Here is a 19,338-nt window from a genome sequence, read left to right on the forward strand (position 1 = left end):
CCCGCATTACCCGTTGACAGCCCCGGCTGTTTCATGACCGGGGCTATTCTTTCGGATGGAAGCTGTGGTGGTGATTTCCGAACCACGAGGCGTCCATTTCGGGCGTCCGGAGTATGGCCTCGCGCGGTAGCACACAGATGCTGACGCCATCGTGCTCGCAGACATCGATCCGTCCCTCGAACTGGCCCAGGGTGACCCGGTCCTGATGCCATGTCGCGTCCTTCAGGCGGCGATTGAGCAGGTTCTGGTCATAGATCCCAAGGGGGCCCAGTTCCGCCAGGATCGGCTCCAGCAGCGGTGCGGCAGCCGGCTTGGCGATGTAGAAGCCGGTGCAGGCCACGAAGCCCAACGCCTCGACCACCTCTTTGGGAACGCCGAACGCCCGTGAGATGATGAAGTCGTAGGGAAGGTCCGCCATGGGCCGGAAATCGAGCTTCAACCGGACGTCGAGGTCGATCTGGAAGCAGGTCACGCCTTGCCGCAGTCGGGCGAGGATGTGCCGCATCCGCTCGGAGTCGCCCGCGCCATAACCCACGGCCTTGGGTTGGTGCACGGTCGAGGCGAACGCCGCCTCGTACGCCTTGCCGTCGAGGGAAACAATTTCTGTGTTCAGGCCCGAGAGCCGATGCACCGTTTCCACGAACTCCGGGACCAGAGCCCACCATCTGTCAGCGAAGCACGATGTGACGACCGTCTGCATGGGTTCGTGCGTTCCGTATGATCACGTGTCAGAAGAGTCCGGGCCTCAGCTTCTCGCGATACCCGGCGGGTGCGTCAATCGCGCTGTAGCATCAGGACGATCTGATGCGTCGTCAGGGCTTCGAGGGCGTACGCTTCTCTCAGGACGTCGGGAGGCACCAGTGCCGTGTGGTCTCGCTGTTCGCGAAGCACCCTGAAGCCGACCGCCTCGCAACGCTGGACCAGATCACTCGCCGTCACCCGGTTCAGCGTTGTGAACAGGCGCGCCAGGCGGGCTTTCCGCTCGGGACTGACATCGGGACAGATTCGCGATGTCGTCGAGGACCTCGCTGGTCTGCTTCAGCAGATGCTCCCAGTTTTGGTAGCCCAGCACCCCCAGGTGTGCCCCTTCAGGGCTGAAATAGAGCGGCGAGATCTGGAAGAAGGCGATCCCGCCGGGGCGCAGGGAATCATGAAGCGCGCCGAGGACCGACGAAAGCAGTCCTCTCGTGACATGCTCCAGCACGGACCAGCTTACGACCACGTCATAGGCGTCCCGCTCAGCCGGACCGTGTTCCGTGATCCGGGAGAAGCGAAGGTTGGCCGGAAGGCTTTCGAGTCCAAAAACACTCGCGAGCATCGGACCGCATTGGCCGGGCTTGTCCTGGACGTCGACACCATGAACGCTGCTGGCACCGTGACCGAGCGCGATCCCGGCCGCCGTTTCGCCGAAGCCGCAGCCGAAATCGAGAACATGCCTGTTCTCCAGCCCGCCATACGGTTCCAGCCATTCATGAATGGCCTGCGGCACGTCATAGAGTTTGGCCCGGAGCTGCGGATCGACAACCTTCGCCCGGTGGGCAAGGAAGCCATCACGCGATCCTGCGACCGGTACCCCTGCGGTGCCCGTGCCTGGAGGCGTGATCTCTTCGGTCGCTGGTCCGTTGTGCAGTTTCATCATGTCCACTTGCTGCGAGCCCCGCTGCTGGCCAGACCGGTCAGCCGTGTTCCAGCCGATGCGCCTCGGCGGCCTCGGCGACCGCGTCGGCGTCATGCGGCCGGCGCTGCCACAGGGTCGAGTGGACCTGCTCGTGCAGTCGCTCATAGGTGTAGTAGTAGAGCGCGAGGGAGCGCCGTACGACATCGGGAGGACAGTCCAGCGGGTCGGGATGCCCATGGTAGGACGTGTCGGTGGTCGAGAAGATCACCATCCTGTTGAAGTCCGGCGTGATCGACTTGGCGCAGCGATCCATCTGCGGGGTCCAGAGCTCCAGATTTCCATGCCACGCCGGGTCCCAGCCCTCGTTGAGATAGACCAGCACGTTCAGCCGGCGATACAGGTTCATCTGCGGATGGATGTTGAAGTCCGCATGCACCGCAAGCTTTCCGCCACGGAGGATCTGATGGAATCCCGCGCCCCAGAGATAGGGGTCCGGCACCAGGCCCTCGATCCCCGTAACGGCTGTGAGGTATTCCAGAAATGGCTTCGCATACAGATAGTTGATGAGGCGCAGGCTCTTGGGGCCCAGACGCGTGACGTCACGCCATGCGAACTTGTTCTCCTGCAGATGCGCAACATCCTTGGAGAACAGATTGCCAGACGTGAGAGGGGAGGGCACCTCGGCCAGCACGTCTCTCAAGACCTGCGGCCGGAACACGCCGTCGATCATGATGTGCGGGAAGGGGTCAGCCGACCGGTAGGCGAGGGCCTGCGCGTCCTGGCGGGCCGAAAAACCTTCGCCTTCGGCGAAGATACTGAAAAAATCGCCTTCACCGGGCGCGACGGACGCAGGCGGCGGGCCCGATTTCCTGAAAAGCGACAGCATGGTTCCAGCTTAGCGGATGAGTCGGCCCGGGTCACGTGGAAGGCCACCGCCCGGGCGAGCCGGTGTCAGAACGGCCATCAGTCCAAGCGGATCGCCGACATCAGCCGGCCGAAATCCGGCTCCCCCTCCCGGTGGGCCCGCCGGTTCGAGTAAAATTGACCGGCATCCGCGCAGGTGTCGTGCCCGGTCCAGGCCGCCTCGCCGATGCCGGCTTCCTCCAGCCGCCAAAGCACGAAGCCGGGCAGGTCGAAAATCCGCTTGTCCGCCTCCACGCCCGGGGCAAAGAACCGGCCGGATCCTGCGTCGTGATGCTCGAACCGGTCCTGAAAGTCCGCCCCGACCTCGTAGCTTTCGGGGGCGATACAGGGGCCGACCACAGCGACCATCCGGTGGGGCCGAGCCCCCAGGGCCTCCATCGCCGTGACGGCCGACTGGACTACCCCGTTCAGCGCGCCCTTCCACCCGGCGTGGACCGCCCCCACGACCCGGGCCTCCGCGTCGGCCAACAGGACCGGCGCGCAGTCGGCCGTCAGTACCGCCGGGATCACGCCGCCGGTCGTGGTCACCACAGCATCCCCCTCCGGCCGGTCCCCGGCCCAGGGTCCGGTCGCCACCCGCGTCAGGCTGGAATGGATCTGGTAGCAGTTGGCCAGATCGTCCGGCCCGCCGCCCAGCGCCGCGGCCACTCGCCGCCGGTTTTCCATGACCGCCGCCGGATCGTCCGCCGAGCCGATCCCCGTGTTCAGACCTGCATAGAGCCCGGTCGAGACCCCGCCCTGCCGCGTGAAGAAGCCATGGCGCAGGCCGGACCGTTCCAGCAGGGCATGGTTGATGGGGTGAGGGAGGGCGGACATACCCCTGATTGCGACGCCGCCCGCCGTCGATCAAGAGCCCAGGTCAGGCGCAACGGGCCGCCGCGGTCAGCAGAATGCCGGCGGTGCGCGCATCGCCGCTGTCGCGGGCAAGCTCCAGCGCATCGGCCAGGGTCAGGCTCCGGCCCTGCTCGCGCACCTGCGCCACGGCCGTCCCGATCGCCCGCAACTCGGCGTCGCTCAGCCGGGTCGTGATATCGGCCGAGAAGCACTCCGCCGGCGCCCGCGGCACGCCCGCTTCAACCAGGGCGCTCGTGATGCGGTCGCGAGGTGTCGCGCAGCCGGCCAGACTCATAGCGGCAGACAGGCAGGACAGAAGGGCGAGGGCACGGTTCATAAGTCTCTCCCGGTAAACTCATCCAACGGCACAGCCGGCAGAGCGGTTCCTAGGTGTCAAAGCCCGGCACTGACAGGCTGCGGGGTGAGAAGATCGCTGCCGCCTTGAACAACTGGCCCATCTGATCGTCGGCCGTCAGTCGGGCCAACTGCCGACCGATCACCGGGGCGGCCCCCGGCCGCCCCGCCGACAGCCGCTCAGCCCGCGCCTCGATCCCCAGCTGGCGCAGGAAGTCGCCCTGGCCCCGGCACCCGGTGACATCGGCCCCGGCACGGACGGCGGCCTCCAGCACGGCGGGGAAGTCGGCCCACTGCGTCACATCCGCCTCGCCCGGGGTCTCCAGCGGATCGACCTTGCCGTGCCGCTTCAAGGCCTGCAGCGTGTCGCCCGGTCCCGCCCGGTCCCGGCCGTAGTCGATCAGCAGGGCCGCGCCCGAGGTCTCGCGGATCAGGGTGGCCAGATCGCGCCCGAAGGCCGCCTGCTGGTCCGAAGCCTCGATCACCTGACCCGGCTCAACGTCGAACGCCGGCCGCTCGAACCCGCCGGTGATGCCCACCAGACCAAAGGTCAGCTCCCCGTCGTCGGTGACCCCGACCCGCCGCTCGGCCCAGCCCCCGTCCGTCTTCACGAACTGGCGGGCCGGCAGGCAGTCCAGCACCTCATTGGCGATCAGGATGACCGGGGCATCCGTCTCGATCTGCGCCAGCGACCGGACCCAGCGGGGCTCCACATCGGCCTCAGCCAGCCGGCGCGCCTGCGCGGTTCTCAGCGGCCCGCTGGGCTCGATCAGGATCAGGTCGCACGCCTCCAGAAAGCCCGGCACGACCCGGGCGGCCCTGAGCGCATCGTCCATCAGGGTCCCGTCACCCGGTCCCACCTCGACTAGCCGGAACCGCTCGGGCGCGCCCAGCCTCTGCCACGTCTCGACCGCCCACAGGCCGATCAGCTCGCCGAACATCTGGCTGATCAGCGGCGCGGTGATGAAGTCGCCGCCCTCGCCCAGCGCCGGGCGGGTGGCGTAGTAGCCGTCGGTCGGATCGTGCAGGCAGCGGGTCACATAGTCCGCCACCGTCATCGGCCCGGTCAGGGTGATCTCCCGGACCAGCCGGTCCTTCAGCGCCATCAGTCCGCTGCGGCGACCGGCGGCCGCTTCCACGCCCGGTAAACCAGCCAGCCCCCGATCAGGATCATCGGGATCGACAGCATCATCCCCATGGTCAGGCCCAGCGGGAAGTTCTCCATCCCGGCATCCGGCTGACGCACCGTCTCCAGTGCCGCGCGCGACAGACCATAGCCCACCAGGAACAGGCCGGTGACAAAGCCCGGCTTGGTCAGCAGCCGCCATTTCCACACCGCCAGCGACAGGATGGTGAACAGCAGCAGTCCCTCCAGCGCCGCCTCATACAGCTGGCTCGGATGGCGGGGCTCATTCCCGGCGGGGCAGAAGCCGTACATCTGCTCGATCCGGGCGTTGCAGAAGCGGATGGCCCACGGCACGTCCGTCGTCCGGCCCCACAGCTCGCCATTGATGAAGTTGGCCAGCCGCCCGAAGAACAGCCCGATCGTGGCCACCGGCGCGATCGCATCGCCGAGACTCAGCAGGTTCGCTCCGTGCTTGCGGCCGAACCAGGCCACGGCCAGACAGACGCCGAGGAAGCCGCCGTGGAAGGACATTCCGCCGGTCCACAGCTGGAACAGCTCGAACCGCTCGCCAAGGGTTTCCCCTGTGAACAGCTGGCCGAACATCGCCGGCTGGTAGAACAGGGCATAACCGAAACGCCCCCCCAGGATGATACCCAGCGTGATCCACAACACGAGATCATCGAGCTGCGGCCCGGTGATCGGCGGTCGACCGGGGGCCCAAAGTCGTTCCGTCTTCAGGATGCGCGCGGCATAGACCCACCCCAGAACGATGCCGGTAACATAGGCCAAGGCGTACCAGCGCAATGGCAGCGGGCCGATCTGGATCAGGACCGGGTCGAACTCGGGAAAGGTCAAACGGGGCTCCTGCGGTGGTTCGCCCCGCCTTTAGCAAGCGCCGCTGCCTCACGCGAGCGTGTCACGTTTCAGCCGTGATTGAGCGTATGCAGGGGGTGTCCGGAAAGGTTTCGTTCACCATATCAGGCAACCTTCCCTTAACGACCTCCGCGACGTGCGGAACGGAGACGATCATGCAGACCCGCAATCCCTTCCTCGACGAACTGGCGAAGATGTCGACCAGCGCCATGGGCTTGGCCCAGGCCGCGGGTGAAGAGGCCAAGGCTGCGCTTCGGGCGCAGACCGATCGCGTCGCCGCCGAGATGGATCTGGTCCGTCGCGACGAGTTCGATGTGCTGAAGGCCCAGGTCACGGCTCTTCGCGCCGAGGTCGCCGAGCTTCAGAAGGCGGCCACGGCCAAGGCTAAAACGCCGAAAACGGGAACACCCACAGACGGAACTCATCTTCCGGACGCAGCCGGTTGAGCCGAATCTGCGAACACGCCTACCGTCATTTCAACGCCGCTGAGTCGCGGCTGACCTCCCGCGAGATCGAGTTTTCCTGATGGATGCTGCCGGACCCCAAGAGGTCGACGTCCCCTGTGATCCGCTGGACGTGGTCGAACATGTCCTGAATGCCGAGAACCTGCCGTTCGATCGCACGGATGACGGGGATCTGGCCTTCGCCTTGGCCGGCGACTGGAAGGACTACGAGCTTTGGTTCGCCTGGCGGCCTGAGGGGGACTGCCTGCAGTTGTGCTGTGCCTTGGATCTCCGGGCCACGAAATCGCGTCGCAGCGCGGCCTACGAACTGGTCTCCATGGTCAACCAGCGTACCTGGATGGGCCATTTCGAGGTCTGGGCCGAGGACGGCGAGATCGTCTTCCGCCATTCCCTGGCCCTGCCTCACGGCGAGCGTCCGACCCTGGCCCAGGCCGCGTCCATGATCGATGCCGCAGTGGAAGCAGCAGACCGCTACTATCCCGCCTTCGACTTCATGATCCGTGGCAACAAGAAGCCCCAGGACGCGATCGATTCCTGCCTGTTCGAGACCGTCGGCACGGCCTGAGGTGGCTCCCGGTCCGGTCACCCTTCTGGGCCATGGCCGTCTGGGCTCGGCCCTCGTCGAGGGTTGGCGGCTCACGGGCACTGTTGAGAACCTGACTGTGCTGACCCGGGCCGATCCCGCGGTCTGCCCGGGTGGGACGCGGGTTCTGGTGATTGCGGTCAAGCCCGGAGCCTGGCGCGACGCGGTCGCGCCTCTGGTCTCTACCCTGCCGGCCGGGGCTGTCGTCCTGTCGGTCATGGCCGGGGTCCGCGCTGCGGCGCTCGCCACCGCGCTGCCCGGGCATCCGATAGCGAGGGTCATGCCCACTACGGCGGTGGCTGAGGGCCGTGGCATTGCTGCTGTCTGGTCGGAGGATCCCGGTGCCCGATCCGTTGCCCACAGGCTATTCGATCCGGTCGCAGACACTGTTGATCTGGCGGATGAGGCCCTGATGGATGCGGCCACCGCTGTCGCCGGCTCGGCTCCCGCCTTTTTCTACGCCATGGCCGAGGCCCTCGCCGAGGCGGGCACTGCGGCCGGACTTCCACCGGAAGCGGCGGCGCGTCTGGCCCGCGGGGCCCTGCGCTCCGCCGGATCCGGCGCGGACTCTGACCAGTCTCTTGAAACCCTGATTTCGCGTATCGCCTCGCCGGGTGGCACGACACGCGCCGGCCTCGATGCGCTGCTGGACAAGGGCCTCGACCACGCGGTCCGCGCCGCCGTCGAGGCCGCCATCGACCGAGCCCGCCGTCTAGCGCGAGACCAGCCGGCCTGACGCCAGTCGATCCGCCAACCGGTCGTAGGCGACCTCGGCATCGTACCAGGTCGAATAGCTGTAAACTTCGGCGATCGATGTCGAATAGTGATCGTAGCGCACCGGGTGCCGTTCCCCATCGGCCATGATGACCTCCCCCTCGATCGTCGCTCCGCCAATCGAGCGGCTATCGATGACCGACAGGCCAGGCCGGTCGGCTGCCTGCTGGAATGTGGGGCGGTTCGGCTTCAGGTCGATCACAACCAGGTTGACCTGCGCCCCGTCCAGCGCACCGCTGCGGGCCAGTTCTCGCTCAACCGTGGTCTGAAGCAGCACCATCTGGCGATCAACGTCACGCTGGCCCAGATCCTCGACCTTTTCTGCCAACTTGCTGCCGATAGTCACGGTGACCTGCTGAGCCTGTGCGAGAGCGGGGAAGGCGAGGGCCGTGGCCATGGCCAGAGGAACGATAAGGGCGAGGGGGCGCATGTTGATCTCCAATGATCCCTGTCAACGGAAAGATGCGCCTGGCCTCGCCCTTGTGCCAGTACTGAGCGCGCGATTGTGAACGCCTAGCCGGGCAGCCGGATCAGCGCGCGCAGTCCACCGAGGTCACTGCGGGCCAGGGTGATGTCGCCGCCGTGGCCGCGGGCCACGTCTCGAGCGATCGCCAGTCCCAGTCCGACGCCTTTGCGGTTCTGGTTGCGGCTTTCGTCAAGGCGACCGAACGGCCGGAACGCCTCCTCATGCATCTCTTCCGGGATGCCGGGGCCATCGTCCTCGACCACAATCTCGACTCCCCCCAAGGCCAGCGCCCGGGCGGACAGGCGGACGTGTTCCCCATGGGCGGCGGCGTTCCCTGCCAGATTGGTCAGGGCGCGCTTGAAGGCCAATGGTCTCAACGAGGCGGTCAGCGTCGGCGGTGTCGCGATCTCGACCTCGGCACCGGCCCGTTTCACATCCTCGCCGGCGGCCAGCAGCAGCGCCGACACATCCACGGGCTGCGGCGTTTCCCCGGCCTCGCCCCGGGCGAAGGCCAGATACTCGTCGATCATGTGCTCCATCTCGTCCAGATCGCCCTTCATCGCGGCGGCCCGCTTGAACGGCGGGGCGAGAGCCAGCTCGAGCCGCAGCCGCGTCAGGGGCGTCCGCAGGTCATGGCTCACCGAGGCCAGCAAGGCCGTGCGCTGTTCGATGTGGCGCTGGATGCGGTCGCGCATGGCCAGGAAGGCGACTGCCGCCTGACGCACCTCGCGGGCCCCGTGCGGCTTGAACCGCACCGCGGTTTCGCCCCGACCGAAGGCCTCCGCTGCCTCGGCCAGCCGCTCGATCGCCCGAACCTGATTGCGGATGAACAGGATGGCGACGCCCATCAGTAGAACCGTCGCTACGGTCAGCCACAAGACGAAGATGTGGGCCTGGGTCGCCACGGCCCGCTCGCGCGGGGCGATGATCCGCAGCACGCCCTGCGGCTGCTGGACCTGGATGTCGACATAGGCGGGATAGCGGGTGGTATCGAACCAGAAGGGCTGGTCCAGACGACTGGCCAGCGCCGCCTCGAGCGTGCGGTCCACAACCCCGATCGGCCCGCGACGGCGCTCCTCGGGCAGGGTTTCGCCGGGGCGCAGCGCGATCGAAAGCTGCATCGACCGCTCCCCCCGGTCAGCGATGACAGCCAGATTGCCCGCCGAGGGATCGTCGCGATAGCTTTCCGCCGCCCAGGCGATATCACCCGCCAGCCCTTCGGACAGACGCGCCGTCACCGTTTGCCAGTGCATGTCGAAAAAGGCCCAGGTCACCGCTCCCTGCATGATCAGGATCGGCAGGACGATGATCAGCAGCGACCGGCCCCATAGCGTCGTCGGCAGGCGCCGTTTCAACATGCGGGCCAGGACGGGGAACGGCAGGCGGCGCATCAGTCCGGGGCCAGCATATATCCCACGCCCCGGACCGTCTGGAGATAACGCGGATTCTTCGGGTCCGCCTCCAGCTTGCGTCGGAGCCGGGTCACCTGGACATCGACCGCGCGTCCGGTGATGTCCGCCGTGTCGGGCGACAGGTCCATCCGTTCGACCGGTGCATGGGCATGCAGCGCAAGGGTCTTCAGCAATTGTGCTTCGGCCTCGGTCAGGCGCATGGGCGCTCCGTCCCGGGTCAGCTCCAGCCGCTCCAGATCGAACATGGCCGTCCCTAGCCTTATCTCGCGCGGCATGATCGGTTTGACCCCCGTACGGCGAAGGATCGCATCGATCCTCAGCGCCAGCTCCCGCGGATCGAAAGGTTTCGACATATAGTCGTCCGCCCCCCGCGACAGCCCATCGATCCGGTCCGACGCTTCACCCCGGGCGGTCAGCAGCAGAACAGGCGTCTGCGACAGCTGGGCCTTGGACCGGACCCAGGTGGTCAGCTCCAGCCCCGTTTCGCCGGGCATCATGACGTCCAGCACGACCAGATCGAACTCGATCAGTTCCATCAGCCGCCGCGCCGCGGCAGCGTGGGCCGCTCCGGTCACGCGATAGCCTTCGCGCGCCAGATACTCTTTCAGCAGCTCCCGGATCCGGTCGTCGTCGTCGACAATCAGCAGATGACGGCCCACGCCCGCACCCGCCACGGGGCCTGACCGCCCCGCGCTCATGCGAACATTCCTGGACGCGCGACGTTGACCTCGGGCGTTCGGGACGTTCTAACCGGGAAATCTGCGCAGGAGACGTTGTTCAATGGCCTTGGTTCCTTTCGACGATCGTGATGGCTGGATCTGGATGGATGGCGATTTCGTGCCTTGGCGGGAAGCGAAAACGCACGTTCTGACCCATGCCCTGCATTACGGCTCGTCGGTGTTCGAGGGGGAGCGTATGTATGGCGGGGAAATCTTCAAGCTGACAGAGCATTCCGAGCGTCTGGCCCGGTCTGCGAACCTGCTGGATTTCGAACTGCCCTATAGCGTGGCCGAGATCGACCAGGCCTGCAAGGACACCTGCGCCCGCATGGGCATGGAGGACGCCTATGTGCGCCCCCTGGCTTACCTCGGCCCGGAGCAGGTCAGCGTCTCTGCCCTGAACAACAAGGCTCACGTCGCGATCGCCGTGTGGGACTGGCCCAGCTATTTCGATCCCGAAATCAAGCGCAAGGGCATCCGGTTGGAGTGGGCCAAGTGGCGCCGCCCCGATCCGCTGACTGCTCCCACGACGGCCAAGGCCTCGGGCCTCTACATGATTTGCACCATGTCCAAGAACGCCGCCGAGAAGCGCGGCTACTCCGACGCCATGATGCTGGACTGGCGCGGCTACGTCGCCGAGGCGACCGGGGCCAACGTCTTCTTCGTCCAGGACGGGGTGATCCATACCCCCGACGTGACCCACATCCTGAACGGCATCACGCGCCAGACTGTGATTGATCTGGCCCGGGCCCGGGGCATCGAGGTTGTGGTGCGCCACATCCGTCCCGAGGAGCTATCAACCTTCTCGGAGTGCTTCCTGACCGGCTCGGCCGCCGAGGTCACTCCGGTCAGTGAGATTGGTGAGTACCGGTTCACACCGGGGGATATCAGCCTCGGCCTGATGGAAGCCTACGGGCGACTGGTCCGCCGTCAGGCCTGATACCCATGGCTGACGGGACCGGGCGGCCGGAGATCGCCTCCGGCGCGTCCGGGCTTGATCGCCACAGGGCGCATCTGGACCGCCTTGAGGACATGGGGCGTCTGCGGGCGCTCGGCCCGCGGCGCGGGGTGGATTTCGCCTCCAACGACTACTTGGGCCTGGCCGGTTCGGCAGCGCTCGGGGCAGCCGTTTCAGCGGCACTGGGGCGTGGCGTCCCGGTCGGCTCCGGGGGCTCGCGTCTGCTGCGCGGCAATCATTCCGAACACGAGGCACTCGAAGCCGAGGCCGCCGCTGTATTTGGCGCAGGGGCGGCGCTCTATTTCTCCAGCGGCTATGCCGCCAATGCCGCCCTGCTGGCGACCCTGCCCCAGACCGGGGACCTGGTCGTTCATGACAGCCTCATCCACGCCAGCGCGCATGAGGGCATGCGGCTGGGCCGCGCGGCAACCGCCACGGCCGTCCACAATGATGTCGACGCCTTCGGGGCTGCCATCACCGCCTGGCGGGCGGCCGGCGGCACTGGCCGGATCTGGATCGCGGTCGAAAGCCTTTACAGCATGGACGGCGACCGGGCCCCGCTGGACGATCTGGCGGCGCTGGCCGATCGTCACGACGCCTTCCTGCTGATCGACGAGGCGCATGCGACGGGCGTGTTCGGACCGGGCGGGCGTGGCCTCGCGGCCCATCTGGAAGGGCGCGAGAACGTCATCACCCTGCGCACCTGCGGCAAGGCCCTGGGGTGCGAGGGGGCCCTGGTCTGCGGCGATCCGACCGTGATCGATTTTCTGGTCAACCGTGGCCGGGGATTCATTTTTTCCACCGCACCGTCCCCGCTGATGGCGGCGGCCTGCCGCGCGGCGCTGGATTTGATGGGGGAGGACGGGCTTCGGACCCGCCTCGATGGCCTCATCAGCGATGCCGGGAGTTTGTTCGCCGACCGGCTGGGCGTGGCCCCCACCGGGTCACAGATCATACCCGTCATTCTCGGCGACGATGCCCGAACCATGGCGGTCGCCGCCGCGCTCCAGAGTCAGGGCTTTGACGTCCGCGGGATCCGCCCCCCCACCGTGCCCGCCGGGACCGCTCGCCTTCGCGTCTCCCTCACCCTCAATGTTGGACTGACTGAGGTGGAGGCCCTCGCCGACGCCATGGAACCCCTGCTGCAGCGGGCCGCATGACCCGGATCGTTGTCACCGGCACCGGCACAGACATCGGCAAGACGGTCTTCGCCGCCGCCCTGACGCGGGCGCTGGACGGTTGCTACTGGAAACCGGTGCAGGCGGGGCTGGACGGCGGTACCGATGCGCAACGGGTCGCCGCCCTCACCAACCTGTCGCCCGACCGCATCCTGCCCGAGGTCTGGCGACTGGAGACGCCGGCTTCCCCGCACCACGCCGCCGACCTTGACGGGGTGCGGATCGATGCGGATCTCCTGAATCCACCGCCCTGCGAGCGTCCGCTGGTTATCGAAGGGGCCGGCGGGGCGCTGGTGCCCCTGAACCACGAGGTCCTGTTCGCCGATGTTTTCGCGCGCTGGGGTCTGCCTTTGGTGGTCTGCGCCTCGACGGCGCTCGGTACCATCAACCACAGTCTGCTGACGCTGGAAGCCCTGCGCGCCCGGGGCGTCCCGGTGCTGGGGGTGGCCTTCATCGGCCCCTCACATGACAGCTCGGAGGCCGCGATCGTGCGCTTCGGCAAGGTGAAGCGGCTGGGGCGGTTGCCTTGGCTCGACCGGCTGACGCCGGACAGCCTGTCCGAAGCGTTCGCGGCAGGGTTTGACCCGAGCGACTTCGCATGAGCCCCGTCTGGCATCCGTTTACCCAGCATGGCCTGAACGAGCCCATCCCCCGCGTCGTCCGCACGGAGGGGGCGGCGCTGCATACCGCTGACGGTCGTCGCGTGATCGACGCCATCTCCAGCTGGTGGGTCATCACCCATGGCCACAATCATCCCCGCCTGCGGGCCGCGATCCAGCGCGCCGCCGAGGATTTCGACCAGATCATCTTCGCCGGCTGGACCCATGAGCCCGCCGAGACTCTGGCGCGGGGTCTGATCGAGATCACGCCGGACCCCCTGCGGCACGTCTTCTATTCCGACAGTGGCTCTACGGCGGTCGAGGTGGCGCTGAAGATGGTCCTGGGCTTCTGGGCCAACACCGGCCGACCCCGCCACCGGATCGTGGTCATGCGCAACAGCTATCACGGCGACACCATCGGGGCGATGTCAGTGGGCGAGCGCGGGGTGTTCAACCAGGCCTATTCGCCGCTCCTGTTCGACGTGGGCACCATTCCCTTTCCCGCGGCCGGTGCCGAACAGGCCAGTCTCGACGCGCTCGACGCGCTTTGCCGACAGGATTCGAAACCCGCCGCCTTCATCGTCGAGCCCCTGATCCTCGGCGCGGGCGGCATGCTGATCTATTCGGCGGAGACGCTGCGGGCCTATGCGGAGATCTGCGCCCGCCACGAGGTCCTGTTCATCGCGGACGAGGTCATGACGGGGTGGGGACGGACCGGGACGCTGCTGGCCTGTGAACAGGCCGGGGTGTCGCCCGACATCCTGTGTCTGTCCAAGGGCCTGACCGGCGGGGCCCTGCCGCTGGCCGTGACCCTGGCGACGTCGGAGATCTTCGAAGCTCACCGGTCCACGGACCGGTCGCGGATGTTTTTCCATTCGTCCAGCTACACCGCCAATCCGATCGCCTGCGCCGCCGCGGCCGAGAACCTGGCCATCTGGCGCGACGAGCCGGTGCTGGGGCGAATTGATGCGTTGGGGCGAGCCCAGCAGAGCCGGCTGGATCGGGTGTCCGGCTGCCCGGGCCTGACGGGTGCGCGGTGCCTCGGGACGATTGCGGCGATCGACTTCGACGGGGCCCGGGGCGGCTATCTGTCCCCGCTCGGTCCGTGGTTGCTGGGCTTTTTCCGCGAGCGGGACCTGCTGGTCCGCCCGCTGGGCGATACGATCTATGTCATGCCGCCATATTGTATCGAGGCCGCAGATCTGGACCGGGTCTGGGATGCCGTGGCGGAAGCCGCCGAGGGCTGGTCGGCCCTCTGACACGCCTGAGCGGGGCACCGGCTTGCACCGGTGCCGCACGCCGTGCAGGAAGGCGCAACCCGGGGAGACCAGTCTTTCATGTTCAGCACACTGAACCTTCAGAGCCTTGCGGGCCTGATCGTCATCGTCGCCGCCTGCTGGCTGCTGTCTGAAAACCGGCGGCTTTTCCCGTGGCGGCTGGCGTTGGGGGCCATCGGTGTGCAGGCCCTGCTAATCCTCGCCCTGTTCGCAATCCCGGGTTCCCAGGGCGTGCTGGCTGCCGTGACCGGAGCGGTCGATGGTCTGGCTCTCGCCACAGCCGAGGGGACGCGGTTCGTGTTTGGTTATCTCGCCGGCGGCGACCAGCCCTATGCGGTGACCAATGACGGGGCCCTGTTCACGTTCGCCTTCCAGGTCCTGCCGCTAATCCTCGTCATCTCGGCCCTTTCGGCCCTGCTGTGGCACTGGCGCATCCTGAAGTGGATCACCCTGGCGTTCGGGTTTCTGTTTCAGCGCACCATGGGTCTTGGCGGAGCCTCGGCGCTGGCGGTGGCGGCCAACATCTTCCTCGGCATGATCGAGAGCCCGATCGTCATCCGCGCCTATCTGGACAAGCTGACCCGGTCCGAGATCTTCCTCATGATGGTTGTCGGTCTGGCCACTGTGGCCGGCTCGACCATGGTGGCCTATGCCACCATCCTGTCGGCGGTCCTGCCCAATGCGGCGGGCCATGTCCTGGTCGCTTCCATCGTTTCGGCCCCCGCTGGCGTGCTGCTGGCGCGGATCATCATCCCCGAGACGCCGGGACAGGGCGGGGCGGTCGCGGACTATGGCTCGGCGCTGAAGTACGACTCAGCGGTTGACGCCATCGTCAAGGGTACGGCTGACGGTCTGATGGTGGTGCTGAACATTTCGGCCGTGCTGATCGTGTTCGTGGCCCTCGTGGCCATCGTGAACGTGATGATCGGGGGCGTCTGGCTGTTCGATGCGCCGGTCACGGTGGAGCGACTGCTGGGCTGGCTGTTCATGCCCCTGGCCTGGCTGATCGGGGTCGACTGGGCCGAGGCGGGCCCCGCTGGACTGCTGCTGGGGATCAAGCTGACCCTGACCGAGTTCGTCGCCTTCATCCGTCTCGGCGAGGTTCCTGCGGGCGAGATGAGCGAACGCACCCGCATGCTGCTGACCTATGCCCTGTGCGGCTTCGCCAATATCGGTTCCGTCGGCATCACGGTCACCGGACTCTCGGTCCTGATCCCCGAACGCCGCGAGGAGGTGCTCGGGATGGTGTGGAAGGCCCTGTTCGCCGGCTTCCTCGCCACCCTGATGACGGCGGCGGTTGTCGGCACCATGCCGGCCTCCATATTCGCCTGAACCGGAGACGACCGATGAAACTTTATGACAGCCACCGCGCCCCCAACCCCCGCCGGGTCCGCTGGGTCATGGCCGAAAAAGGCATCGAGGACGTCGAGATCGTCCAGGTCGACATCATGTCCGGCGATCACAGGACGGCGGAATACCGCAGCCGCGTCGGCGTCCCCCATGTGCCCGCGCTGGAGCTGGACGACGGCACCACCATCTCGGAGTCCGTCGCCATCGGCCGCTATCTGGAGTCGATCTATCCCGAGCCCAACCTGTTCGGTGTGGATGCCCGGGAACAGGCGATCGTCGAAATGTGGACCCGCCGCTGCGAATTCTATCTCGCCAATCCGATGATGCTGAACGTGCGGCTCACCCATCCGGCCCTGGCCGTGCTGGAGGCCACGCCCCAGCCCCAGGTCGCGGAGTACAACCGGGTATCGGCCGAGCGGTTCATGAAGACGCTGGACCGCCATCTCGCCGATCATCCGTTCATCGCCCTGGACCGGTTCACCATCGCCGACATCGTCGGGGCCGTGGGTCTCGATTTCGCCCGTCTGGTCAAATACCGCCCCCCGGAGGAGTTCACCCATCTGGCCCGCTGGCTGGACGAGTGTCGCGCCCGCCCGGCGGCCAAGGCGGGCATCTGAGATTGAAAAAAGGGGTTAGCCAGGTTAGCTTACCCGCATGGCCGTGACCGCGAATATCCATGAAGCCAAGACCACCCTGTCGAAGCTGATCGAACGCGCCATGGCCGGTGAAGAGGTCATCATCGCGAAGGCGGGCAAGCCTATGGTTCGTCTGGCTCCGGTCGCCCAGCCGGTCGCGGTCGATCGGGCCGCCATCTTCGGCAGCATGCGGGGCAAGATGAACCTCAAGGACGGATGGGAGGATTCCCCGTTCGACGCTGAAATGGAACGGAAGTGGTATGGTCAAGCCGAGGCGCGCTCTCACGCGGCGGAAGACCGTGTGCCGTTCAAGCCTCGATGAGGTATCTGCTGGATTCCAACATCGTGATCTGGCTTCTTGAGGAGCCGACGCGCATCAAGGCTCCGGTCATGGACGTGCTTCTCGATCCGTCCAGCGAACTGCTCGTCAGCACGGCCTCGCTGCTCGAGATCGTGTCAAAGGCCGCATCCGGCCGGCTGACGTTTGAGGAAGAGGCGCGGGGCAAGATCGAAGCGGTATCGAAATGGCTCCCGGTTCAGGAGCATCACGCATGGCGGGTGCGTTCGTTGCCAGTCCTGCACAAGGATCCCTTCGATCGAATTCTGGTCGCTCAAGCGATCGAGGAAACCCTTACCCTCGTAACTGGCGACCATCGGCTTGCCGACTACGGCGTCCCTGTCCTGCTGACCTGATCAACCGCGCGGCGTGAATTTCCGGATGATGCCCGAATAGGTCATCAGGGTGCGATTCCCCGTGGTGATCTGGCCCCGCACGAAAATCAGCGACCCGCCGGCGCGCACGACCTCGCCGGTGGCCTCGATCAGCTCGCCCTCATAGGCCCCGTCGATCAGGGTGGAGTCCAGCTGGACGGTCACACCGTTCTTGCCCTCCATCTCCTGATAGGCCGTCTGGAACAGGGCGATGTCGGCGAAGGTCATCAGGCAGCCGCCGTGCATCCGGTGGCCGGCATTCATGTGTTTGGGTTCGGCCCGGAAGGCGCAGCGCATGCGGCCGTCCGGGTCCGGCCTGAAATAGAACGGCCCCACCACCTGGTCGAAAGTGCCGTGCAGATCGTACATCTGCCAGCCGGCGAATTCCCCTTCCGTTACCGTGACCTTCTCAACCATTCCGAACTTCGCCTTCTTTTCGGTCTCGCAGTGCAGCATATAGGCGCGATGAGCGACCCAATCGAAGCAGCAATTTTTGAAACCCTGTCCAGGGCGGATCCCAAGGGCGTTGGCGGCAAGTCCGTCGAACCCTCCGACGTGGCCAAGGCCCTGCAGGCCGAGCAGTGGCAGCGCATGCTGCCCAAGGTGCGCGCCACGGCCCTGGGCCTGATGCGTCAGGGCCGCCTGACCATCACCAAGAAGGGCAAGGTGGTCGATCCTGCCAACTTCCGGGGCGTGACCCGTCTGCGCCTGCCGACCGAGGCCGAGACCGCCGCGGCCCTCGCCCTGCTGCCGCCGGCCGTCGCCGGGGATGATGACGACTTCGCCTGATCTCGACGCCGTTCTTGCGGACATCCGCGCCTGTCGCGCCTGTATCGGCGACCTGCCGCATGAGCCGCGCCCGGTCGTGCGGGTCTTTCCTGAAACCCGCCTGCTGATCTGCGGTCAGGCCCCCGGCCGTCGGGTGCATGAAAGCGGCCTGCCGTTCACCGACCCGTCCGGCGATCGACTTCGCGATTGGTTGGGCATCGACTCTGCCACCTTCTACGGCGATCCCCGCATCGGCGTGGCCGCCCAGGCCTTCTGCTACCCGGGCACCGCGCCGGGGGGAGGGGACTATCCGCCGCCCCGCCGCTGCGCGGCCCTGTGGCGGCCCCGGCTACTGGGCGCGCTGCCGCAGATGGAGTTGACCCTGCTGGTCGGCGGCTATTCGCAAACCTGGGCGCTCGGCAGCCGCGCGGGAGTGAATATGACCGAGACCGTCCGGGCGTGGCGCGACCATGCTCCGTCCATCCTGCCCCTGCCACATCCGTCGTGGCGCAACACCGCATGGCTGCGGCGCAATCCGTGGTTCGAGGTCGAGGTGGTGCCGTATCTTCGCCAGAGGGTCCGGGACATTCTGGCCGCATGACCCGCGCATTTGCTTTCATCACCCTGCTTCTGCTGGCGGCCTGTACCAGCCCCTATGTCCAGCCGCCCCTGATGCCCGCGGTCGGCTTCTCCGGTCCGCGCATTGAACAGGCCGCGTTTGTCGTGGAGGACGGCGCGCGGCTGCCCTACCGCCGCTGGGCTCCTGAAGGGCAACCCCGGGCGGTCATCGTCGCCCTGCATGGCATGAACGATCATTCCGCAGCATTCCGGCTTGCCGGCCCCTGGTGGGCCGAGCATCAGATCGCAACCTATGCCTACGACCAGCGGGGCTTCGGCGCGGCCCCCGGCCGGGGCACCTGGGCCGGCGAGGGGCAGATGGTGGGCGATCTCCGCGCGGTCGTCGCCCTCGTTCGGGCCCGTCATCCACATCTCCCGATCGCGGTTGTGGGGGAGAGCATGGGCGGGGCTGTGGCCATTTCAGCCTTCGCCTCCGAACGGCCACCCGCCGCCGACCAGCTGATCCTGCTGGCCCCCGCGGTCTGGGGCTGGTCCAGCCAGAGCCTTCCCAATCGCGCCAGCCTGTGGCTCGCGGCCCGGCTGCTGGGTGACCGGGCGGTGGAGCCGCCGGACTGGGCCGTTCGCGATATCCGGGCCACCGACAACCTGATCGAGCTGGTCACCAATGGTAATGATCCCCGCTTCATACGCACCACCCGGTTCGACACCCTGTCTGGTCTGGTGGATCTGATGGAAAGCGCCTCGGTCCGGCTGGGACAGGTACGGGTCCCGACACTGCTGATGTACGGAGCCCACGACCAGATCATCGAGCGGGTGCCGATGCGCCGCGCGCTGGATCGTTCGGGAGAGCCCGCCAACCTGCGCACAGCCTGGTATCCTGACGGCTGGCATCTGCTGAACCGGGACCTTCAGGCGGAAGTGGTCTTCGGCGATGTCGCCGCCATTCTCGGTGCGCCTGACGCCCTCCTGCCGTCGGGGGCGGGGGACGTTCGCGAGGCCCTCAATGACGAGATTTTTCGCCGCTAACCTCGACACTTAAACCGCCGTTAACCAGACACGCGGCACTTTCTGCCTAGCGGGGGGTGACCGGTATCCCCCGCATGGTCTTGTGGGCGGGGACGCGTGGGCGGCTTCAC

25 protein-coding genes are annotated in these 19,338 nt (G+C 66.9%); 14 read left to right on the forward strand and 11 right to left on the reverse strand.

Annotation, left to right across the window (positions count from 1 at the left end; genetic code table 11):
• Nucleotides 1–43: 43 nt before the first annotated feature.
• From SJY26_RS08755 to lgt, 7 genes are all read right to left on the reverse strand, one after another.
• On the reverse strand, nucleotides 44–640 hold the full coding sequence (locus tag SJY26_RS08755; protein WP_396592678.1) for a hypothetical protein: 597 nt from the start codon (nucleotides 638–640) through the stop codon (nucleotides 44–46).
• A 285-nt stretch (nucleotides 641–925) separates the two neighbouring features.
• Nucleotides 926–1,636: a class I SAM-dependent methyltransferase gene (locus tag SJY26_RS08760; RefSeq protein WP_396592679.1), complete on the reverse strand. Its 711-nt coding sequence runs from the start codon at nucleotides 1,634–1,636 to the stop codon at nucleotides 926–928.
• A 40-nt stretch (nucleotides 1,637–1,676) separates the two neighbouring features.
• Nucleotides 1,677–2,504 carry a 2OG-Fe(II) oxygenase gene (locus tag SJY26_RS08765; RefSeq protein WP_396592680.1) on the reverse strand — a complete coding sequence of 276 codons (828 nt, stop codon included), beginning with the start codon at nucleotides 2,502–2,504 and terminating at the stop codon, nucleotides 1,677–1,679.
• Nucleotides 2,505–2,581: 77 nt separating this feature from the next.
• Entirely contained in the window at nucleotides 2,582–3,358 is a 777-nt protein-coding gene (gene pgeF, locus SJY26_RS08770; RefSeq protein WP_396592681.1) for a peptidoglycan editing factor PgeF, read from the reverse strand.
• A gap of 43 nt (nucleotides 3,359–3,401) precedes the next feature.
• Nucleotides 3,402–3,713 (reverse strand): hypothetical protein, encoded by a 312-nt coding sequence (locus SJY26_RS08775; RefSeq protein WP_396592682.1) that lies wholly within the window; start codon nucleotides 3,711–3,713, stop codon nucleotides 3,402–3,404.
• A gap of 49 nt (nucleotides 3,714–3,762) precedes the next feature.
• Entirely contained in the window at nucleotides 3,763–4,836 is a 1,074-nt protein-coding gene (locus SJY26_RS08780) for a class I SAM-dependent methyltransferase (protein ID WP_396595730.1), read from the reverse strand.
• Nucleotides 4,836–5,711, reverse strand: a complete 876-nt coding sequence (gene lgt, locus SJY26_RS08785; RefSeq protein ID WP_396592683.1) for a prolipoprotein diacylglyceryl transferase — start codon at nucleotides 5,709–5,711, stop codon at nucleotides 4,836–4,838. The genes SJY26_RS08780 and lgt overlap by 1 nt, the downstream gene beginning before the upstream one ends.
• A 173-nt stretch (nucleotides 5,712–5,884) precedes the next feature.
• On the opposite strand from lgt, the gene SJY26_RS08790 reads away from it, so the two are divergent.
• From SJY26_RS08790 to SJY26_RS08800, 3 genes are all read left to right on the forward strand, one after another.
• A complete protein-coding gene (locus SJY26_RS08790; RefSeq protein ID WP_396592684.1) occupies nucleotides 5,885–6,175 on the forward strand; it encodes an accessory factor UbiK family protein in 291 nt (96 codons plus the stop codon).
• Between the two features lie 79 nt (nucleotides 6,176–6,254).
• On the forward strand, nucleotides 6,255–6,758 hold the full coding sequence (locus SJY26_RS08795) for a YbjN domain-containing protein (protein ID WP_396592685.1): 504 nt from the start codon (nucleotides 6,255–6,257) through the stop codon (nucleotides 6,756–6,758).
• Nucleotide 6,759: 1 nt separating this feature from the next.
• Nucleotides 6,760–7,512, forward strand: coding sequence for a pyrroline-5-carboxylate reductase family protein (locus SJY26_RS08800; protein ID WP_396592686.1), 753 nt, complete (start codon nucleotides 6,760–6,762; stop codon nucleotides 7,510–7,512).
• Here SJY26_RS08800 and SJY26_RS08805 read toward each other — a convergent pair.
• The 3 genes from SJY26_RS08805 to SJY26_RS08815 all read right to left on the reverse strand — a co-directional run bounded on the left by SJY26_RS08805 (nucleotide 7,489) and on the right by SJY26_RS08815 (nucleotide 10,126).
• A complete protein-coding gene (locus SJY26_RS08805) occupies nucleotides 7,489–7,980 on the reverse strand; it encodes a hypothetical protein (protein WP_396592687.1) in 492 nt (163 codons plus the stop codon). The two genes, SJY26_RS08800 and SJY26_RS08805, sit on opposite strands and share 24 nt — an antisense overlap.
• A gap of 83 nt (nucleotides 7,981–8,063) precedes the next feature.
• Nucleotides 8,064–9,407, reverse strand: coding sequence for an ATP-binding protein (locus SJY26_RS08810; protein WP_396592688.1), 1,344 nt, complete (start codon nucleotides 9,405–9,407; stop codon nucleotides 8,064–8,066).
• Nucleotides 9,407–10,126 (reverse strand): response regulator, encoded by a 720-nt coding sequence (locus SJY26_RS08815; protein ID WP_396592689.1) that lies wholly within the window; start codon nucleotides 10,124–10,126, stop codon nucleotides 9,407–9,409. Before SJY26_RS08815 ends, SJY26_RS08810 begins: the two co-directional genes overlap by 1 nt.
• A gap of 82 nt (nucleotides 10,127–10,208) precedes the next feature.
• On the opposite strand from SJY26_RS08815, the gene SJY26_RS08820 reads away from it, so the two are divergent.
• The 8 genes from SJY26_RS08820 (at nucleotide 10,209) to SJY26_RS08855 (ending at nucleotide 16,837) form a co-directional block, all read left to right on the forward strand.
• Nucleotides 10,209–11,087 (forward strand): branched-chain amino acid aminotransferase, encoded by an 879-nt coding sequence (locus SJY26_RS08820; RefSeq protein WP_396592690.1) that lies wholly within the window; start codon nucleotides 10,209–10,211, stop codon nucleotides 11,085–11,087.
• Between the two features lie 5 nt (nucleotides 11,088–11,092).
• Nucleotides 11,093–12,265, forward strand: coding sequence for an 8-amino-7-oxononanoate synthase (locus SJY26_RS08825; protein ID WP_396592691.1), 1,173 nt, complete (start codon nucleotides 11,093–11,095; stop codon nucleotides 12,263–12,265).
• A complete protein-coding gene (gene bioD, locus SJY26_RS08830) occupies nucleotides 12,262–12,885 on the forward strand; it encodes a dethiobiotin synthase (RefSeq protein ID WP_396592692.1) in 624 nt (207 codons plus the stop codon). The genes SJY26_RS08825 and bioD overlap by 4 nt, the downstream gene beginning before the upstream one ends.
• Nucleotides 12,882–14,141 (forward strand): adenosylmethionine--8-amino-7-oxononanoate transaminase, encoded by a 1,260-nt coding sequence (locus SJY26_RS08835; protein WP_396592693.1) that lies wholly within the window; start codon nucleotides 12,882–12,884, stop codon nucleotides 14,139–14,141. The genes bioD and SJY26_RS08835 overlap by 4 nt, the downstream gene beginning before the upstream one ends.
• A gap of 78 nt (nucleotides 14,142–14,219) precedes the next feature.
• Nucleotides 14,220–15,491: a NupC/NupG family nucleoside CNT transporter gene (locus tag SJY26_RS08840; RefSeq protein WP_396592694.1), complete on the forward strand. Its 1,272-nt coding sequence runs from the start codon at nucleotides 14,220–14,222 to the stop codon at nucleotides 15,489–15,491.
• A 14-nt stretch (nucleotides 15,492–15,505) separates the two neighbouring features.
• Nucleotides 15,506–16,126, forward strand: coding sequence for a glutathione S-transferase family protein (locus tag SJY26_RS08845; protein WP_396592695.1), 621 nt, complete (start codon nucleotides 15,506–15,508; stop codon nucleotides 16,124–16,126).
• Nucleotides 16,127–16,163: 37 nt separating this feature from the next.
• Nucleotides 16,164–16,466, forward strand: coding sequence for a type II toxin-antitoxin system Phd/YefM family antitoxin (locus SJY26_RS08850; protein ID WP_396592696.1), 303 nt, complete (start codon nucleotides 16,164–16,166; stop codon nucleotides 16,464–16,466).
• Complete coding sequence (locus SJY26_RS08855; RefSeq protein WP_396592697.1) at nucleotides 16,463–16,837, forward strand: type II toxin-antitoxin system VapC family toxin; 375 nt, start codon at nucleotides 16,463–16,465, stop codon at nucleotides 16,835–16,837. The genes SJY26_RS08850 and SJY26_RS08855 overlap by 4 nt, the downstream gene beginning before the upstream one ends.
• Here SJY26_RS08855 and SJY26_RS08860 read toward each other — a convergent pair whose 3' ends face one another.
• On the reverse strand, nucleotides 16,838–17,272 hold the full coding sequence (locus SJY26_RS08860; protein ID WP_396592698.1) for a PaaI family thioesterase: 435 nt from the start codon (nucleotides 17,270–17,272) through the stop codon (nucleotides 16,838–16,840). It lies immediately after the preceding gene.
• 48 nt (nucleotides 17,273–17,320) lie between these two features.
• Between SJY26_RS08860 and SJY26_RS08865 the strand changes: the two genes are divergently transcribed.
• Genes SJY26_RS08865 through SJY26_RS08875 form a run of 3 tightly spaced genes read left to right on the forward strand, consistent with a single transcriptional unit; the run spans nucleotide 17,321 to nucleotide 19,228 of the window.
• Entirely contained in the window at nucleotides 17,321–17,644 is a 324-nt protein-coding gene (locus SJY26_RS08865) for a DUF3253 domain-containing protein (RefSeq protein ID WP_396592699.1), read from the forward strand.
• A complete protein-coding gene (locus tag SJY26_RS08870) occupies nucleotides 17,628–18,224 on the forward strand; it encodes a uracil-DNA glycosylase family protein (RefSeq protein WP_396592700.1) in 597 nt (198 codons plus the stop codon). The genes SJY26_RS08865 and SJY26_RS08870 overlap by 17 nt, the downstream gene beginning before the upstream one ends.
• A complete protein-coding gene (locus tag SJY26_RS08875; RefSeq protein WP_396592701.1) occupies nucleotides 18,221–19,228 on the forward strand; it encodes an alpha/beta fold hydrolase in 1,008 nt (335 codons plus the stop codon). The genes SJY26_RS08870 and SJY26_RS08875 overlap by 4 nt, the downstream gene beginning before the upstream one ends.
• Nucleotides 19,229–19,338 lie beyond the last annotated feature (110 nt).

The organism is Brevundimonas sp. R86498 (assembly GCF_044598075.1).
Classification (GTDB): Bacteria; Pseudomonadota; Alphaproteobacteria; order Caulobacterales; family Caulobacteraceae; genus Brevundimonas.

Bases quoted from the DNA above. Each gene is read 5' to 3' on its own strand.
- SJY26_RS08875 (WP_396592701.1), top strand. From the start codon at position 18,221: ATGACCCGCGCATTTGCTTTCATCACCCTGCTTCTGCTGGCGGCCTGT.
- SJY26_RS08815 (WP_396592689.1), bottom strand. From the start codon at position 10,126: ATGAGCGCGGGGCGGTCAGGCCCCGTGGCGGGTGCGGGCGTGGGCCGT.
- SJY26_RS08865 (WP_396592699.1), top strand. From the start codon at position 17,321: ATGAGCGACCCAATCGAAGCAGCAATTTTTGAAACCCTGTCCAGGGCG.
- SJY26_RS08805 (WP_396592687.1), bottom strand. From the start codon at position 7,980: ATGCGCCCCCTCGCCCTTATCGTTCCTCTGGCCATGGCCACGGCCCTC.
- SJY26_RS08760 (WP_396592679.1), bottom strand. From the start codon at position 1,636: ATGAAACTGCACAACGGACCAGCGACCGAAGAGATCACGCCTCCAGGC.
- bioD (WP_396592692.1), top strand. From the start codon at position 12,262: ATGACCCGGATCGTTGTCACCGGCACCGGCACAGACATCGGCAAGACG.
- SJY26_RS08870 (WP_396592700.1), top strand. From the start codon at position 17,628: ATGACGACTTCGCCTGATCTCGACGCCGTTCTTGCGGACATCCGCGCC.
- SJY26_RS08810 (WP_396592688.1), bottom strand. From the start codon at position 9,407: ATGCGCCGCCTGCCGTTCCCCGTCCTGGCCCGCATGTTGAAACGGCGC.
- SJY26_RS08765 (WP_396592680.1), bottom strand. From the start codon at position 2,504: ATGCTGTCGCTTTTCAGGAAATCGGGCCCGCCGCCTGCGTCCGTCGCG.
- SJY26_RS08795 (WP_396592685.1), top strand. From the start codon at position 6,255: ATGGATGCTGCCGGACCCCAAGAGGTCGACGTCCCCTGTGATCCGCTG.
- SJY26_RS08850 (WP_396592696.1), top strand. From the start codon at position 16,164: ATGGCCGTGACCGCGAATATCCATGAAGCCAAGACCACCCTGTCGAAG.
- SJY26_RS08775 (WP_396592682.1), bottom strand. From the start codon at position 3,713: ATGAACCGTGCCCTCGCCCTTCTGTCCTGCCTGTCTGCCGCTATGAGT.
- SJY26_RS08780 (WP_396595730.1), bottom strand. From the start codon at position 4,836: ATGGCGCTGAAGGACCGGCTGGTCCGGGAGATCACCCTGACCGGGCCG.
- pgeF (WP_396592681.1), bottom strand. From the start codon at position 3,358: ATGTCCGCCCTCCCTCACCCCATCAACCATGCCCTGCTGGAACGGTCC.
- SJY26_RS08835 (WP_396592693.1), top strand. From the start codon at position 12,882: ATGAGCCCCGTCTGGCATCCGTTTACCCAGCATGGCCTGAACGAGCCC.
- SJY26_RS08860 (WP_396592698.1), bottom strand. From the start codon at position 17,272: ATGGTTGAGAAGGTCACGGTAACGGAAGGGGAATTCGCCGGCTGGCAG.
- SJY26_RS08840 (WP_396592694.1), top strand. From the start codon at position 14,220: ATGTTCAGCACACTGAACCTTCAGAGCCTTGCGGGCCTGATCGTCATC.
- SJY26_RS08790 (WP_396592684.1), top strand. From the start codon at position 5,885: ATGCAGACCCGCAATCCCTTCCTCGACGAACTGGCGAAGATGTCGACC.
- SJY26_RS08845 (WP_396592695.1), top strand. From the start codon at position 15,506: ATGAAACTTTATGACAGCCACCGCGCCCCCAACCCCCGCCGGGTCCGC.
- SJY26_RS08820 (WP_396592690.1), top strand. From the start codon at position 10,209: ATGGCCTTGGTTCCTTTCGACGATCGTGATGGCTGGATCTGGATGGAT.
- SJY26_RS08855 (WP_396592697.1), top strand. From the start codon at position 16,463: ATGAGGTATCTGCTGGATTCCAACATCGTGATCTGGCTTCTTGAGGAG.
- SJY26_RS08825 (WP_396592691.1), top strand. From the start codon at position 11,093: ATGGCTGACGGGACCGGGCGGCCGGAGATCGCCTCCGGCGCGTCCGGG.